The sequence below is a fragment of the Aeromonas sp. QDB39 genome, from assembly GCF_027707585.1.
Lineage (GTDB): Bacteria > Pseudomonadota > Gammaproteobacteria > Enterobacterales > Aeromonadaceae > Aeromonas > Aeromonas hydrophila.
The window spans coordinates 22735-39140 of the sequence record NZ_JAPCIV010000037.1 but is presented as its reverse complement, the minus strand read 5'-3'; the positions used below and the strand labels follow the sequence as shown (position 1 = coordinate 39140).

General features: G+C 62.6%; 13 protein-coding genes. 8 read left to right on the top strand and 5 right to left on the bottom strand.

Going from position 1 to position 16406, the window contains the following annotated elements; genetic code table 11:
• Positions 1-182: 182 nt before the first annotated feature.
• Complete coding sequence (locus tag PG899_RS19235; RefSeq protein WP_270697558.1) at positions 183-2726, top strand: sensor domain-containing phosphodiesterase; 2544 nt, start codon at positions 183-185, stop codon at positions 2724-2726.
• A 94-nt stretch (positions 2727-2820) separates the two neighbouring features.
• Positions 2821-3567: a class I SAM-dependent methyltransferase gene (locus PG899_RS19230; RefSeq protein ID WP_077096701.1), complete on the top strand. Its 747-nt coding sequence runs from the start codon at positions 2821-2823 to the stop codon at positions 3565-3567.
• Between the two features lie 58 nt (positions 3568-3625).
• Here PG899_RS19230 and PG899_RS19225 read toward each other — a convergent pair whose 3' ends face one another.
• From PG899_RS19225 to rhlB, 4 genes are all read right to left on the bottom strand, one after another.
• On the bottom strand, positions 3626-3895 hold the full coding sequence (locus PG899_RS19225) for a Rho-binding antiterminator (protein WP_077096700.1): 270 nt from the start codon (positions 3893-3895) through the stop codon (positions 3626-3628).
• 25 nt (positions 3896-3920) lie between these two features.
• Complete coding sequence (locus PG899_RS19220; protein ID WP_179101453.1) at positions 3921-4901, bottom strand: DUF4382 domain-containing protein; 981 nt, start codon at positions 4899-4901, stop codon at positions 3921-3923.
• Between the two features lie 195 nt (positions 4902-5096).
• On the bottom strand, positions 5097-6587 hold the full coding sequence (gppA, locus tag PG899_RS19215) for a guanosine-5'-triphosphate,3'-diphosphate diphosphatase (RefSeq protein ID WP_016348957.1): 1491 nt from the start codon (positions 6585-6587) through the stop codon (positions 5097-5099).
• Between the two features lie 14 nt (positions 6588-6601).
• Positions 6602-7891 (bottom strand): ATP-dependent RNA helicase RhlB, encoded by a 1290-nt coding sequence (rhlB, locus tag PG899_RS19210; protein WP_029302597.1) that lies wholly within the window; start codon positions 7889-7891, stop codon positions 6602-6604.
• 113 nt (positions 7892-8004) lie between these two features.
• Here rhlB and trxA point away from each other — a divergent pair, with 113 nt between their 5' ends.
• The 5 genes from trxA (at position 8005) to fre (ending at position 13285) form a co-directional block, all read left to right on the top strand.
• A complete protein-coding gene (trxA, locus tag PG899_RS19205; RefSeq protein WP_005307306.1) occupies positions 8005-8331 on the top strand; it encodes a thioredoxin TrxA in 327 nt (108 codons plus the stop codon).
• Between the two features lie 207 nt (positions 8332-8538).
• Positions 8539-9804: a transcription termination factor Rho gene (rho, locus tag PG899_RS19200; protein WP_005307308.1), complete on the top strand. Its 1266-nt coding sequence runs from the start codon at positions 8539-8541 to the stop codon at positions 9802-9804.
• A 106-nt stretch (positions 9805-9910) separates the two neighbouring features.
• Positions 9911-10918: a hypothetical protein gene (locus PG899_RS19195; RefSeq protein ID WP_143239001.1), complete on the top strand. Its 1008-nt coding sequence runs from the start codon at positions 9911-9913 to the stop codon at positions 10916-10918.
• 30 nt (positions 10919-10948) lie between these two features.
• Complete coding sequence (ubiD, locus tag PG899_RS19190; RefSeq protein ID WP_077096695.1) at positions 10949-12418, top strand: 4-hydroxy-3-polyprenylbenzoate decarboxylase; 1470 nt, start codon at positions 10949-10951, stop codon at positions 12416-12418.
• Between the two features lie 168 nt (positions 12419-12586).
• Positions 12587-13285 carry an NAD(P)H-flavin reductase gene (gene fre / locus PG899_RS19185; RefSeq protein ID WP_016348960.1) on the top strand — a complete coding sequence of 233 codons (699 nt, stop codon included), beginning with the start codon at positions 12587-12589 and terminating at the stop codon, positions 13283-13285.
• 132 nt (positions 13286-13417) lie between these two features.
• On the opposite strand, the gene ubiK is transcribed toward fre, so the two are convergent.
• Positions 13418-13675 (bottom strand): ubiquinone biosynthesis accessory factor UbiK, encoded by a 258-nt coding sequence (ubiK, locus tag PG899_RS19180; protein WP_005307315.1) that lies wholly within the window; start codon positions 13673-13675, stop codon positions 13418-13420.
• A 301-nt stretch (positions 13676-13976) separates the two neighbouring features.
• On the opposite strand from ubiK, the gene PG899_RS19175 reads away from it, so the two are divergent.
• On the top strand, positions 13977-16406 hold the full coding sequence (locus PG899_RS19175) for a VolA/Pla-1 family phospholipase (RefSeq protein WP_077096693.1): 2430 nt from the start codon (positions 13977-13979) through the stop codon (positions 16404-16406).

Genomic DNA, 16406 nt, shown 5'->3' with positions numbered 1-16406 from the left:
GAGCTTCAAGCAGGTACAGTTTTGCCACATAGTGGGATCACAGCGTGATTTTTGAGATAAAAAGGGACCTTTTGGTCCCTTTTCTCAAGGCTTTTTAATATCTTGCGGATAGCATGTTTGCACTGTCCCCGGCTCTTCAGTAGAGTCGGGTCCTACCTTCCAAGGAGAGAAAGAACCTTGCCATGAGGCGAGCACTCGAGTCTGTCTATCAAATCATCTCAAGTCTGTCTCATTCGAGTGGTCAGGGATATTTCGATACCTTTGTGAGTGAAATCGCAGCAGCGGTCGGGGCCGACTTCGTCCTGATTTCAGGCAGGGATCAAGCGGGGCTCTCTTTCAAGGTACACGCCGCCCACCCCGCGTCTCTCGACATCACCAACTTCAGCTTTCCGGTCAGCGCCACCCTGGGGGAGATCACCCTGCAGGAGGGAGAGACCTGGTTCAGCGATCGGGTACAGCAGCTGTTTCCCCATGCCGCCGTGTTGCAGGCCTGGCACATCCAGGCCTATGCCGGCATCGCCCTCAAGAGTGCCCAGGGGGAGACAGTCGGTATCTGCAGCGTGCTGTTCAAGCGGCCGCTCACCAACATGGACAAGGTGATGGGCCTGTTGCGCCTGCTGGCTCCGCTGGCCGGGCGCGAACTGGCGCTGATGCTGCAACAGCCGGCACCGCCCCAGCCCGAGTACCACGATTTTCTGCACACCATGATGTCCCACGCGCCGGTGGGGATCGGCAAGCTCGATCTGAACGGCAAGATCCTCTGGACCAACCCGGCCATCGAAAAGATGCTGGGCTACAGCCAGAGCGAGCTGCTGCACCGCACCGCCGCCGAGCTCAATCACCCGGAGGACTGGTTACGCAGCGCCGCCTGTTATGAAGAGCTCAAGCACGGTGAGCGCACCGCCTTCACTCAGGAGAAGCGCTACCTGCACCGGGACGGTCAGGTGCTGTGGGGGCGGGTCACCGTCACCCTGGTGCGGGACGATCAGCTGCAGCCCGACTACCTGATGGTGGTGCTGGAGAACATCGATCCCCTCAAGCGCCACGCCGAACAGCTCAAGCTCTCCCACCGGGTCTATGACAACCTCTCCGAGGCGATCCTGGTGTGCGACGCCGACAGCCGCATCATCTCGGTCAATCCGGCGTTCGAGCAGATCACCGGCTACAGCGAGGAGGAGGTGCGCGGCCAGCGGCCCAGCATGCTCAAGTCCGGGCTGCACGATCAGGCCTTCTACGCCGACATGTACCACGCGCTGGAGCGGGTGGGGGTGTGGCGTGGCGAGGTGTGGAACAAGCGCAAGAACGGCAAGCTCTACCCCCAGCAGCTGATGATCAGCACCCTGCGGGAAGGGGGGCGCATCAGCCAGTACATCGCCATCTTCAGCGACCTCTCCCAGACCAAGCTGGCGGAGCAGAAGATCGCCGCCCAGGCCAATTACGACAACCTCACCGGGCTGCCCAACCGCTGGCTGTTCGGCCGCTGCCTGAGCCGCTTCTGCGAGCGGGGCGAGCGCTTCGCGCTGATGGTGCTCGACCTCAACAACTTCAAGGCGGTCAACAACAGCATGGATCACCACGCCGGTGACGCCCTGCTGCGGGAGGTGTCGGACCGACTGGTGAGTCGGGTGCGCACCGAGGACCTGGTGGCTCGCATCGGCGGCGACGAGTTCGCTTTCCTGGTGCCGGGCATCGTCAACCGTCGTCAGGCCGAGGTGTTTGCCAAGCAGGTGATCGGCGGCTTCGCTCGTCCTTTCATGCTGGCCAACCAGCACCTCTACGTGACAGCCACCATCGGCATCACTCTCTGCCCGGGCGATGGCCTGGAGAGCGACGAGCTGCTGCGCAACGCCGAACAGGCGCTGTTTGCCGCCAAGCGGCAGGGACGGCTGCTCGGCAGCTACTGCGCCTCCATGCGCGAAGAGGTGCGCCAGCGCCACCAGATGCAGCAGGATCTGGCGGAGGCGATCAAGCTCGAGCAGTTGACCATGGCCTACCAGCCGATCTGGGACAACCGCAGTGGCCGGGTCGCCAAGCTGGAGGCGCTGGTGCGCTGGTACCACCCGCACTGGGGCCAGGTGTCGCCGGCGGACTTCATTCCGTTGGCGGAGGAGGCCGGGCTCATCCAGGGGCTGGGGGCGCTGGTGCTGTGGCAGTCGTGCCGGGATCTGGCGCGGCTGCAGCAATCGGGCTTCCCGGATCTGCAGATGTCGATCAACCGCTCCACCCTGGAGTTCCAGACCATCGATCCGGAGGCGAGCGAGTGGCTCAAGGTGATCCACCACTTCGGACTGGACCCGGCGGACATCGTCATCGAGATCACCGAGTCCCTGCTGATGGAGACCAGCGATCAGCACAGGGTGCGGATTGATGCGCTGCGCGAGGCGGGCTGCAAGCTGGCCATCGACGACTTCGGCACCGGCTATTCGGCGCTGAACTATCTGCGCAACTTCCCGGTGGACCTGGTCAAGATCGACCGGGCCTTCGTGCGCCACATCCCGTTCAATGAACAGGACCGGCTGCTGCTGGACGGCATCATCAACATAGTGCACAACCTCGGCATGCAGGTGGTGATCGAGGGGGTGGAGACCCGCGAGCAGCTCAACTTCCTCTGCCAGAAGGGGGGCGCCTTCACCCAGGGCTATCTGCTGAGCCGGCCACTGGCCTACGACGACCTCACCGAGTACCTGCAGCTCAACGACAAGAGCATGTTCCTGCAGACCAGCTAGTCTTTCCGCCGCCCTCCTTCGGCCGGTGCCCCTACAGCGACCTTCGGGGGCTGTGGTACACTCCGCCCACTGATACCGCCACACAGTCGATACCATGCAGATCCTCCTCGAAGACCCCGCCAAGGCGCCCCAGGCAGCAGCCCTGGCCAGCCAGCTCGGCCAGACCGACCTTCCCCAGTTTGCCCTGGTGTTCACTGCGGCGCGGCTGGAGCTGCGCAAGCTGGACGAGCCCAAGCTGGGCGCGGTCTACGTGGACTTCGTCGAAGGGGCGGTCGCCCATCGCCGCAAGTTCGGCGGCGGCCGTGGCCAGTCCATCGCCAAGGCGGTGGGGCTCAAGGCGGGTGCCATGCCGCGGGTGGTGGATGCCACCGCCGGGCTGGGGCGCGATGCCTTCGTGCTCGCCTCCCTCGGCTGTAAGGTGACCATGATCGAGCGCAGCCCCGTGGTGGCCGCCCTGTTGCAGGACGGGCTGGCGCGGGCGGCGCTGGACCCGGAGATCGGTCCCTGGGTGCGCGAGCGGATGGAGTTGCTGCACGGCCCGGCGGTGGAGACCTTGCTGGGGCTGACTGAGCGGCCCGATGTCATCTACCTCGACCCCATGTTCCCCCACAAGCAGAAGTCGGCGCTGGTGAAAAAAGAGATGCGGGTGTTTCAGTCGCTGGTGGGGCCGGATCTCGATGCCGATGCCCTGCTGCCGGCGGCGCTCGCCATGGCGGACAAGCGGGTGGTGGTGAAACGGCCGGACTACGCCGGCTGGCTCAACGAGCACAAGCCGAGCATGGCCATCGAGACCAAGAGCAACCGCTTCGATGTCTACGTGATGGCGGCGCTGGCGGGATAACGCCGCACGCGAGGGTAAAAGAAGAGGGCCAACCCGGCGGGGTTGGCCCTCTTGTCATCTATTGGCCGTCGGCTGGGGCCGGCGGGGCAAAGCGGATCAGCTTCTCCTCCCCTTGCCAGCTGAGCGCCATGGTGGCCAGCTCCGCCAGGCTCAGTCGCTCGCCACTGTGCAACAGCAGGTACTCGACCCCTGCTCTGGCCTCTATGGTGCGGATCCTGTCTGCCCACTGGCGGCCGTCCCGGCCGGTGAGGGTGACCGGCAACTGCCAGCTGGCGGCGATCTCCAGCCAGTCGTAGAGATCGCAACTGATGGGGTGGTAGGTGCTCATGTGCGGCTTGCCCTCTGGTCGCCGGTTACTGGAAGTTGATGCTGGTGGCGGGCGCCACCACCGCCTGGGCTTGCTGCACTTGCTCCAGTTGCAGCGGGTCGTCGGCCAGCGCCGGATCGTCCTCGTTGCCATTGCAGACCAGCGCCAGATCGTAGCTGCCGAGATTAACAAATCCCAGTTCGTAACCAAAGCCGCCACCGCTTTGCGGCAGCACGGGCGCGCTGGCGTAGAAGCCGTTGTCGCTGTCTGCCATGTCGGGGTAGTTGTCGTCGCTTCGGGGCTGGTAGAAGTAGACGAAGGCCTTGTCGGTCAGCTGGCCGCCGCACAGCCCGGCCGCCACCGTGCCTTTGACGGTGGTGACCTGGGTGTTGTTCACCAGCCGCACCCCTCTGGGCTTGAGCTTGTAGTACTGCTCGTGGCCCGGCAGCACCATGGCTTGGCGCAGGTCGAACTCGGTGGTGAAGGCGCTGAGGCCGTTGGCGGCGATAGTAAAGGTATCCAGCTTGAGTTCGCTGCTGGGCACCTCCAGCGGCTTGATCACCCCATCATCCCGTTTGACGTAGGAGTAGGGGGTGCCATCCAGAAACTGGTTGGCGACCTCCCGTCCGTCCAGCACCCGCAGCCGCATCTGGCTGTAGTCGCCGGGCACCACGCTCTGGCTGGCCAGCAGCGGGCGGCTGACGGAACCCTGGTAGTGCAGCAGGTCGATGTAGGTGAACAGTGGCCGGCCCGCACTGTCGAGCGGGATGGTTTCGCCGCTCGGGGTGCAGCCATCGTCCTGGGCCGAGGTGAGAAAACTGGCGGTGGTCCAGCTCTGCTCGGTACCGGCGACGGGGTGGATGCTGATGTTGGCGACGGCGATGCAGACCTTGCTGACTGCATCCACCGGGGCGTCGGAGAAGGCCAGCGAGAGCTGGGCCTGTTGCGGGCTGTTGTTGTTGTCGCCGCCTCCGCCGCCACAGGCGGTGAGCAGGGCGGTCAGGCCGATCAGGGTCAAGGGTTTCATGGCGTCCATTCCGGTTGTGAAGACAACCCTACTCTAGCCGAGCGGCGCTAATGGCGCAGGTGACAGCCAGCGGGAAAAGGACGAGCTCGGGGTGCCAGCCCAATGAAATCAAGGGTCAGCTTTGAACGGCGCCAGTCATGGCTGCGAAAGAGATTGTCGGAGCGGCAGGGCAGGCACTGATTGGGCGAGGCCCAATCAGGCTTCCAGCAGCCGGGTGGGCCAGCCCATCTTCTGCTGGCGTTCCACCTCGAAGCGCAACTCGCTGGCGCGCAGATAGTGCTCGTCCAGCCAGCCGCTCGGCAGGGTCAGGGTCAGTGCATCTTCATCGGCTTCGAGGGTGAAGCGGGGCACTGTGCCCTGGGTGCGGCGCATGCAGAGGATCAGCGCGATGCGCAGGATGCGGGCCAGCCGGATCGCCTGGCGACCGGTGACGGCGCCCTGCTTCTCCAGCGGTTCCAGCTTGAATTCGTCCCGCTGGTTGAACAGCAGGGCCGACAACAGCTTCTTCTGGGCCGGGGTAAAGCCAGGCATGTCGATGTTGTCGATGATGTAGGCGGCGTGTTGCGGTGCCTTCTTGTACTCGATGCACAGACCGATCTCGTGCAGCAGGGCCGCGTAGCGCAGGATCGGGCGCCCGTAGCGTTTCGAGAGTCGCCAGGCCGGCTGCAGCTGGTTGAACGCCTCGACGGCGGTGTCGCGCACCCGTTCGGCGTGCTCCTTGTCCAGCTGGTAGCGATTGATCAGGCTGTCGGCGGTGCGATCGCGGGCATCACAGTCGTGATTGTTGCCGAGCAGACCGTAGATCAGCCCTTCGCGCAGGGCGCCACCCGCCAGGGTCATGCTCTCGATGTTCAGGGTTTCGAAGATGGCGATCAGGATGGCGAGACCGGAGGGGAACACGGTCAGCCGTTCGGCCGCCAGTCCTTCCAACTGCAGTTGGTCGAGCTTGCCGCAGGCAATGGCCTGACCCATCAGCTCCTGCAGCTTGGGCAGGGTGACCCGCTCGCTTTTCCCCTGCGCCAGCATGATTTCCTGCAGCGCCTGCACCGTGCCAGAGGCGCCGACACAGGTGCGCCAGCCGAGTGCACGATAATCTTCCGCCACCTTCTCCAGCACCGCCTTGGCGGCGGCGATGGCCTGCTTGAAGCGGGCCTCGGAGAGCTCGCCGTCACCGAAGTGGTTGTTGAGCCAGGTAACGCAGCCCATGTGCAGGCTGTTGAGCAGTTTCGCTTCGCTGTGCTCGCCGATCACCAGCTCGGTGCTGGCGCCGCCGATGTCGATCACCAGCCGGTTGCCTTCCCCGGCCGAGGTCCAGGAGACCCCCTCATAGATGGTCTTGGCCTCTTCCTCGCCCGAGATGATCTCGATGCTGTGGTTGAGTACCCGTTCCGCTTCGCTGAGGAACTCGTCGACGTTGGTGGCAAGGCGCAGGGTGGCGGTACCCACTACCCGGATGTTGTCGGCCGGAATGTCCTGCAACTGTTCGGAGAACAGACGCAGACAGTCCCAGCCCCGCTCCATGGCGGCACGGCTGAGACGAAACTCCGGATCGAGCCCGGCGGCGAGGCGAACCTTGCGCTTGACCTTGGTGACGGTGCGTAGCGCACCGGCGACCTCGCGCACCACCAGCATGTGAAAGCTGTTGGAGCCGAGGTCGATGGCGGCATAGAGCGGCGAGTTGTGCAACTGGGCCAGTCCTTTCAGCTCTTGCGGGGCGGACGACGGCGGTTGTTGCTGTTGCCACCGCCCTGGCGATCGCGCATGTTGCGGTTCACCGGCTGACGGTTGCGGAACACCCGCTTCGGTGCGGTCACGTCATCCAGCAGCGCCTCGCGGTCATACTTGCTGACCGGGATCGGGTGGTGAATGTACTCCTCGATGGCCGGCAGGTTGAAGGCATAGTCTTCACAGGCCAGGCTGATGGAGTGACCGCTCTTGCCGGCACGACCGGTACGACCGATGCGGTGTACGTAGTCTTCGGCGTCGTCGGGCAGGTCATAGTTGAAGACGTGGGTCACGTCCGGGATGTGCAGACCGCGGGCGGCCACGTCGGTGGCAACCAGGATGTCGACTGCACCCTTGGTGAAGTCTTCCAGGATCTTCATCCGCTTCTTCTGCGGCACGTCACCGGTCAGCAGGCCGACGCGGTGGCCGTCGTTCTCCAGCCAGGCATGAACGTCTTCACAGACGTGCTTGGTGTTGGCGAAGACGATGGCTTTCTCCGGCCACTCCTCTTCCATCAGGGAGAGCAGCAGCAACATCTTGTCTTCGTTGGAGGGATAGAACAGCTCCTCCTTGATCCGCACGCCGGTCATCTGCTCCGGCTCGATCTGTACATGTTCCGGGTGGTTCATGTGTTCGTAGGCCAGCTCCTGCACCCGCAGGGAGAGGGTGGCGGAGAACAGCATGCTCAGACGCTCGGTGGCGGGCGGCATGCGGCGGAACAGGAAACGGATGTCCTTGATGAAGCCGAGATCGAACATGCGATCCGCTTCGTCCAGTACCACGACCTGAATGTTGCTCAGATCGATGACCTTGGACTTGAAGTAGTCGATGATGCGGCCGGTGGTGCCGATCAGTATGTCGACACCCTGTTCCAGCACGGCCAGCTGCTTGTCGTACCCTTCGCCACCGTAGGCGAGGCCGAGCTTGAGGCCGGTCGAGGCGGACATGCTCTCCGCATCGTTGTAGATCTGGACCGCCAGCTCCCGGGTCGGGGCCATGATGATGGCGCGCGGCTGGTTGATGAGGCGCGGCTTGGTCAGCGGATGGGTCAACAAATAGTTGAAGGTGGCGGCCAGGAAGGCAAGGGTTTTGCCGGTCCCTGTCTGGGCCTGACCGGCGAGGTCATGACCTTCTACCAGCAGTGGCAGAGACAGTGCCTGGATGGGGGTGCAATAGTGAAATCCCTTTGATTCCAGACCAGCCAGAACTTCGGGTTCGAGGCCCATTTGGGCGAATTTGTCGGTCGTTAAATGTGTTTTGCTCATGGCGGTAGGTTATCAGGTTAGGCTTGCAATAATAAACAGGATCATTTCAAATAGGGCAACTATTGCCTTTGTTGATACGTCAATAAAGCCTTAATTACTGACTGGAGTTGGAGATGAGTGACAAGATTGTTCAGCTGAGCGATGCCAGCTTCGAGGCAGATGTAATCAAAGCCGATGGCGCCGTTCTGGTCGACTTCTGGGCCGAATGGTGTGGTCCGTGCAAGATGATTGCCCCGATCCTGAACGAAGTCGCCCAAGAGTATGCCGGTCGCGTGACCGTGGCGAAATTGAACATCGACCATAACGCCGACACTCCGCCCAAGTATGGCATTCGTGGTATTCCGACCCTCTTGCTGTTCAAGAATGGCGAAGTGGCAGCGACCAAGGTCGGTGCCCTGTCCAAGACTCAGCTGAAAGAGTTCCTGGACGGTAACCTGTAATAATCAAAGAGGAGCGCATTGCAATAATGCGCTCCTTCTGTTTTATCACCTAGACGCTCACCCCGATTGGTGCTAATTTATCGCTCGTTTGCTAACCTTTTTGCCTGACTCTTTGCTCACACATCAGCCTGGCAAATCAAATCCGATCAGCATCAATCCAGCAGACTGTCTCCTCATTTCAATCCTTGCTTACAGACTTTCACCACTATGAATCTGACTGAATTAAAGAACACTCCTGTGTCCGAGCTGGTACAGCTTGGCGAATCCATGGGGTTGGAAAATCTGGCTCGGGCGCACAAGAAAGACATTATTTTCGCGATCCTCAAGGCGCACGCCAAGGGTGGCGAGGATATCTTTGGCGACGGTGTGCTGGAAATCCTGACCGATGGTTTCGGCTTCCTGCGTAGTGCAGACGGCTCCTACCTGGCCGGCCCGGACGACATCTATGTCTCCCCGAGCCAGATCCGCCGTTTCAACCTGCGCACCGGCGATACCATATCCGGCAAGATCCGGCCGCCGAAAGAGGGCGAACGTTACTTCGCGCTGCTCAAGGTCAATGAGGTCAACTACGACCGTCCGGAAAACTCCCGCAACAAGATCCTGTTTGAAAACCTCACTCCGCTGCACGCCAACGAGCGTCTGCGCATGGAGCGTGGCAACGGTTCCACCGAAGACATTACCGCCCGCGTACTGGATCTGGCTTCCCCGATCGGTAAAGGCCAGCGCGGCCTCATCGTCGCACCGCCCAAGGCCGGTAAGACCATGCTGCTGCAGAACATCGCCCAGAGCATCGCCTACAACCACCCTGACTGCGAACTGATCGTCCTGCTGATCGACGAGCGTCCGGAAGAAGTGACCGAGATGCAGCGCATGGTGAAGGGTGAAGTGATCGCCTCCACCTTCGACGAGCCGGCTTCCCGTCACGTCCAGGTCGCCGAGATGGTGATCGAGAAGGCCAAACGCCTGGTCGAGCACAAGAAGGACGTGGTGATCCTGCTGGACTCCATCACCCGTCTGGCCCGTGCCTACAACACCGTCATCCCGTCATCCGGCAAGGTACTGACCGGTGGTGTGGACGCCAACGCCCTGCACCGTCCGAAGCGCTTCTTCGGTGCCGCGCGCAATGTCGAAGAGGGTGGCAGCCTGACCATCATCGCCACCGCGCTGATCGATACCGGCTCCAAGATGGATGAAGTCATCTACGAAGAGTTCAAGGGTACCGGCAACATGGAACTGCACCTCTCGCGCAAGATTGCCGAGAAGCGCGTCTACCCGGCCATCGACATCACTCGCTCCGGCACCCGCAAGGAAGAGCTGCTGACCACCGGCGACGAGCTGCAGAAGATGTGGATCCTGCGCAAGATTGTGCACCCGATGGGCGAGATCGACGGCATCGAGTTCCTGATCGACAAGTTGGCCATGACCAAGACCAACGACGAGTTCTTCGACGCCATGCGGCGCCAGCAGAAGTAACCGACTCGAAAATCATCAAACCGCGGCCCAGGTCGCGGTTTTTGTTTATCTATTTTACGGTCGCCTGAGTAGTATGAAACCTCGATGTCACAAGGATAGGGACGTCATGAAGCATGTACTCCTGATATTGCTGAGCTGGCTGCTGGTGCTGCCGGTCGGGGCTGCCGAGGCGCAGCCGCCCCGGACGACACTGGTGGCCGACGAGGGGCTGCAGGGTCACCTCGACTATCTGACCGGCCGGCTGCAGCTGGGGCAGTTTGCCGCCATCGACACCCTGCTGGACTCCCTGGCGGTGGGGCAGCGGGAGTATCTGTTGTGCCAGCTGCTGGCCACCCTCAATAGCCAACCCAGGGCCAGCACGCCGCAACTGCTGGCCTGGGTGCGCGCCCAGTCGTTCAAGGCCCCCAGCTGGTTGGTGGAAAAAGAGGTGGACGGCTTTCTGGTGCAGCAACCCGCCTACGATTTTGCCGCCACCGCGCGGCAGGTGCTGAGCCGCTGGCAGCAGCAGGCCTGGCAGGACAACTATCGCCAGCAGCTGGAAGAGGGCACGTTCGAGTTCAAGCAGATCTACAACAGCCGCAATCCTGATCTGGCCCAGCAGCAGCAGGCGCTGCTGACCGTACTCGATCGGCAGCCGCTCCCGCTCCTGCAACGGGAGGCGCACACGCTGGCCGCCATGAGCATCTTTCTGCCCGACAACCGGCTGCTGCGGCTGCTGGCCGAGCGTACCGGCGACAGCGCCCTCTATCAGAAGCTGTGGCATCAACCGGTCGATCACGACAGCGTGGCCGCGCTCGCCAGCGTGAGCCGTTTTCATCAGGGCCAGGCGGCCAGCGATCTGCTGATTGCCGCCAGTCGCAATGCCCGTCTCAAGCTGCCCGCTCTGCAGCAACTCAGTCAACTTTCGCCGCTGCCAGACACGGCCCAGCAGTTCCTGCTGGCGGAGCTGGGCAATCGCCAATACAGCGGTCAGGTGGCCAGCCTGCTGCTGCAGATGGACGAACCCAGGCTGCTGGCCCAGCTTGCCGATCGGCTGACCCGGCAGGAAAAGCGCCATGCAAGTCCGGTGATGCTGCCCGATTCGGGTACACCCGCCGCCCGCCCAGGGTTATAATGCGGCATCGCCTGAACACAGGGTACCTGCATGAAATACAAGGATTTGCGTGATTTCATCGCGCAGCTGGAACAAAGCGGACAACTCAAGCGCATCAGTCGCGAGATAGACCCCTATCTGGAGATGACCGAGATCAGCGATCGCACCCTGCGGGCGGGCGGTCCTGCCCTGCTGTTTGAAAATCCCAAGGGTTGCGCCATGCCGGTGCTGACCAACCTGTTCGGCACCCCGGATCGGGTCGCCATGGGCATGGGCCAGCCCAACGTGGCCGCCCTGCGCCAGGTGGGGATCTGGCTCTCCTACCTGAAGGAGCCGGAGCCGCCCCGCGGCTTCAAGGAGCTGATGGAGAAGCTGCCGATCTTCAAGCAGGTGCTCAACATGCCGACCAAACGGCTCTCCTCTGCCCCTTGTCAGCAGCGGGTGCTGGAGGGAGAGGCAGTCGATCTGGACCAGATCCCGATCCAGCACTGCTGGCCCGGCGACGTGGCGCCGCTGGTGACCTGGGGTCTGACCATCACCCGCGGCCCCTACAAGAAGCGGCAGAACCTCGGCATCTATCGCCAGCAGAAGATCGGCAAGAACAAGCTGATCATGCGCTGGCTGGATCACCGCGGCGGTGCCATCGATTTTCGCGAGTGGCAGGAGGCCCACCCGGGTGAGCGCTTCCCGGTGGTGGTGGCGCTCGGTGCCGATCCGGCGACCATCCTCGGCGCGGTGACGCCGGTGCCGGATACTCTCTCCGAATACGCTTTTGCCGGTCTGCTGCGCGGCAGCCGTACCGAGGTGGTGAAGGCCATCAGCTGCGATCTGGAGGTGCCCGCCAGCGCCGAGATCGTGCTGGAAGGCTATCTGGAGCCGGGCGAGATGGCCCCCGAAGGGCCTTATGGCGATCACACCGGCTACTACAACGAGGTGGACGAGTTCCCGGTCTTTACCATCACCCACATGACGATGCGCAAGGATGCCATCTATCACAGCACCTACACCGGCCGTCCGCCCGATGAACCGGCGGTGCTCGGGGTGGCGCTCAACGAGGTGTTCGTGCCGCTGTTGCAGAAGCAGTTCCCCGAGATCGTGGACTTCTACCTGCCGCCGGAAGGGTGCTCTTACCGGATGGCGGTGGTGACCATCAAGAAGCGCTACCCTGGCCACGCCAAGCGGGTGATGCTGGGGGTCTGGTCCTTCCTGCGCCAGTTCATGTACACCAAGTTCGTGATCGTCTGCGATGACGACATCAACGCCCGCGACTGGAAGGACGTGATCTGGGCCATCACCACCCGGATGGATCCGGCCCGCGACACCACCCTGATCGAGCACACCCCGATCGACTACCTGGACTTCGCTTCGCCGGTCTCCGGGCTCGGCTCCAAAATGGGGCTGGATGCCACCAACAAGTGGCCGGGGGAGACCAATCGCGAGTGGGGCCAGCCCATCGTGCAGGACGAGGCGGTCAAGCAGAAGATCGATGCCCTCTGGGACGAGCTGAACATTCTCGGCTGATGAGCGGCGGCAGGCCCGACGGGCCGTGCCGCCTGGCCGGGATGCAAAAGATTGATGCCATTTGAGCTGAATTGGGTATGCTCGACTGACCTGACCACTTTGCTGGTCGCCAGTCCACAGTGAATCAAGAGCGAAAGCGGGCCGAGCGAGCCCGTCACAAGGATAAGAATGCAACGTATCAAGTGCCGCGTAGAGGAACTGCGCGAATATGTCGACACCATCTGGCACGTGGCCCTGACGCCGCTGCAAGAGGTCAGCTTCAAGCCGGGCCAGTATCTGCTGGTGGTGATGAGCGATTCGGACAAGCGTCCCTTCTCCATCGCCAATTCGCCGACCCGCCCGGGCATGCTGGAGCTGCAGATCGGCGCCACCCCGGAAAACGCCTATGCCGGCCAGGTGCTGGCCCGCATGCGCGAGCAGGGGGAGATCGAGATTGAACTGGCGGCGGGCAAGGCCTTCCTGCGGGAAGAGTCACCCCGGCCGCTGATCCTGATGGCGGGTGGCACCGGTTTCTCCTATGCCCGCTCCATTCTGGAATACCTGATCGATACCGGCAGCAAGCGCCCGGTGTTCTTCTACTGGGGCGTGCGCCAGGCGCACTGGCTCTACGAGCAGGAGCAGATGCAGCAGTGGGAGCGCGACTACGCCCCGCTCACCTTCATCCCGGTGGTGCAGGAGCCGGAAGCGGACTGGACCGGCAAGACCGGGCTGGTGCACAAGGCCATCATGGATGACTTCGTCAGCCTGCATGACTACGACATCTATGTCGCCGGTCGCTTCGAGATGGCGGGCGCGGCGCGGGAGGAGTTCAAGATTCTGGGCGCCGAGCCTGAGCGCATCTTCGGCGACGCCTACGAATTCATCTGAGTTCGGCATGAGGCCGGTCACATAGCGTGACTGAGGAGGCCTCGCTGAGTCAGCCTGCTGCAGCTTGCCCTGCGACAGGCCAGAAACAACAAACCCCAGCCTGGCTGGGGTTTGCTTTATGGGCGACCTGCGTTATTCGCCTTTGGCGCCGAGCTGCTGCTCGAGCTGGGCCAGCTTGGCCTCGAGCGCGGTCAGCTTCTCACGGGTGCGCAGCAGCACCTTGGTCTGCACGTCAAACTCTTCGCGACTGACCAGGTCCAGCTTGCCCAGCTGGGACTGCAGCACCTGACGGATCTTCTTCTCCACCTCTTCACCCATGCTGCGAATGCCGGGCGGCAGGGAGTTGTGCACCTGTTTGGCGATCTCTTCCAGTTTCTTCGGGTCGATCATGTGGTTCTCCTTAAGCAATGCGCCATTCTACCGGCAATTGATCCGCTTTGCCGAGATCGAGGGTCGCTTTTTGCCAGCTGCCATAGGGGCAGTCGCTGGTCGGGTCTGGTATTCGGGATGAAGCTGTTAACCTATCGAGTCCCGTTTCTATTCCAATTCCTTGATGCTGTACACAAAAAAAGCAGATCAGATGACCGACCAGAGGCTTAATAATTGTTGCGTTGCTGTTAAGATGTACCGGTCGGGTTCTCACCCAACTCAGTCAGCATTTCATGGATAACAACTAAAAAGAGATAAGGATATGAAAAAGAAGCTAATTTACGCCGCGGTTGTCAGTGCTATGCTGGCTGGCTGTGGTGGCAGTGACGATAACAAAGGCGACACCTCCAGCTATCTCGACTATCTGTTGACCGGTTCCAACGCCGTGCGCCCCAGTGCTCTGGCAGCCCGGGCCAGCGATGGCACCCTGAAATTCTCCACCGAAACGGCAGATCTCTCCAACCCGGTCTCGGCCATGTCGACCCTGGATGGCTGGTCCACGACCCAGGCTATCCAGATCGTGCCCGTGACCTCATCCGGCATCCAGGTGCAGGCCCCGGCCGCGGCGGAGTTTGCCGCCTCGGTGGCGCCGCTCTACCTGCTGGAGCTGAGCTTTGACAGCGCCGCCCTGCGCCCGAACGGCGTGAAGAAGGTGCTGACCTACGGGGTGGACTTCGTGGTGGCCGCTGCGGCCGGCAAGCTGAACCTGGTGCCGCTCAAGCCGCTGAATCCCTCCTCCTACTACATGGTCGTGGCCACCGACTCCCTCAAGGACAGCAGCGGCAACGCGGTCAAGGCCGGCAACGATTACGGCAACTACAAGAACAACGTCGGCAGCAATGCCCAGGAGCAGACCATCAATGGTCTGATCGCCCTGCAGGAAGGGCTGTTCAAGGCTGCCACCGGCGTCTCCACCGATCACGTCATCTTCTCCGACTGGTTCGGTACCCAGTCCGGTGCCGACGTGCTGGTGGCGGTGAAAGGGGCAGCTGCGTCCGTGCTGAAGAGCCCGACCCTGGATGCGGCCGCCCTGTGGAAGCAGGATGCCAAGGGCAACACCAGCTTGCCGGGCACCTATACCCTGAGCGTGACCGGCAGCAATGCCTTCCTGACCCAGCTGGATGCCGAGCAGTTCCTGCCGCAAGAGCAGAAAGATGCGATCGCCACCGCCTTCGGCCCCGGTGCTCCGCTCAACCCGATTGCTCAAGCGACCAAGGTCTATACCGGTACCGTCAAGCTGCCTTACTTCCTCTCCTCGCCGGCCACCGCCGGTTCCTGGGACAAGGCCAAGACCCAGTCCTGGCACGGCGCCATCCCCAGCCTGTACGCCATCGCCAATGCCCTGAAAGCGTCCGACAGCGAAGTGATCGCCGGGCTGGTGGGCGCGGGCGTGGACCCGGCCCTGCTGGCGACGCTGATTGCCGATCCGACCCGTCAGGCCGAGTTGCTGGCCGAGGCGAGCAAGCTGATCGGGGTGACCCTCACCTCCGGCGGCAAGCCGCTGGATGCCGAGCAGAACATCGGTCGCTTCAATCCGCTGCCCATGCTGGAAGAGGTGCAGCTGGTGCCGATGCGCATCTTCGCCAAGGATGACCTCAACACCATCACCGACGTGATCATCTACCAGCACGGCGTGACTTCGGTGAAAGAGAACGCCTATGCGCTGGCGCTCAGCCAGATCTATGCTGGCATGCAGGCAGGCAAGAAGGTGGCGCTGGTGGTGATCGATCACCCGCTGCACGGTGAGCGTGGCTTCGCCCTGAGCGGCAGCATGGCGACCGTGACCACCTCCGACAACCCGACCCCGTATCTGAACCTGAGCTACCTGACCGTGGCCCGCGACAACCTGAAACAGAGTGTGGCGGATCTGCTGGGCCTGCGTCTGGCTGTTGGCTTGGCCAACAAGACTGGTTCTATTGGTACTGCAGGTAATCTCAAAGTGCACTTCCTGGGCCACTCCCTGGGCGCCATCTCCGGTACCAACCTGCTGGCGGTCGCCAATCAGCCCATCGGCAATGCGCTGGCGGATGCCCTGTTCAAGTTCGATACCGGCGGCCTGGCCATGCCGGGTGGCGGCATCGCACCGCTGCTGCTGAACTCGCCGACCTTCGGTCCGACCATCAAGATGGGCGTGCTGACCAGCGGCAGTGCCGAGCTGAAAGCGGGCTTCACCGCCTATGCGCCCAACTGCAAGACCGCGGTGCCGACCTGCTTCGTCAACGAGTTCCTGCCGAGCCTGAGCACCACCCAGCAGGCGGCGGCGGCCAGCACGTTGCAGAGCTACAGCTTCGCGGCCCAGTCGGTGCTGGATTCGGCTGACCCGATCAACCTCGGTAGCGGCATCCTGAGCAGCTTCCCGCTGTTCGCCACCGAGATCGTCGGCGATGGCGCCCTGAGCCTGTCTGACCAGGTGATCCCGAACAGCATTGCCTCCGCCCCGCTGGGTGGTACCGAGCCGCTGTTCAAGGTGCTGGGTCTGCAGCCGCTGGCCGCCTCTGGTCCAGGGTTAGTTCCGGCCAGCCACAACGCGGCCCGCTTCCTGGCCGGTGGCCACAGCTCGCTGCTGGCGCCGGACGAGAACTTCGACCCGAACGGCGATGTGACCACCGAGATGCAGGGCCAGTTCGGCAGCTTCTTCGCGAGCGGTGGCGCTGCGGTCAAGGTGACCGATCCCACCCTGCTCAAGCAGTAA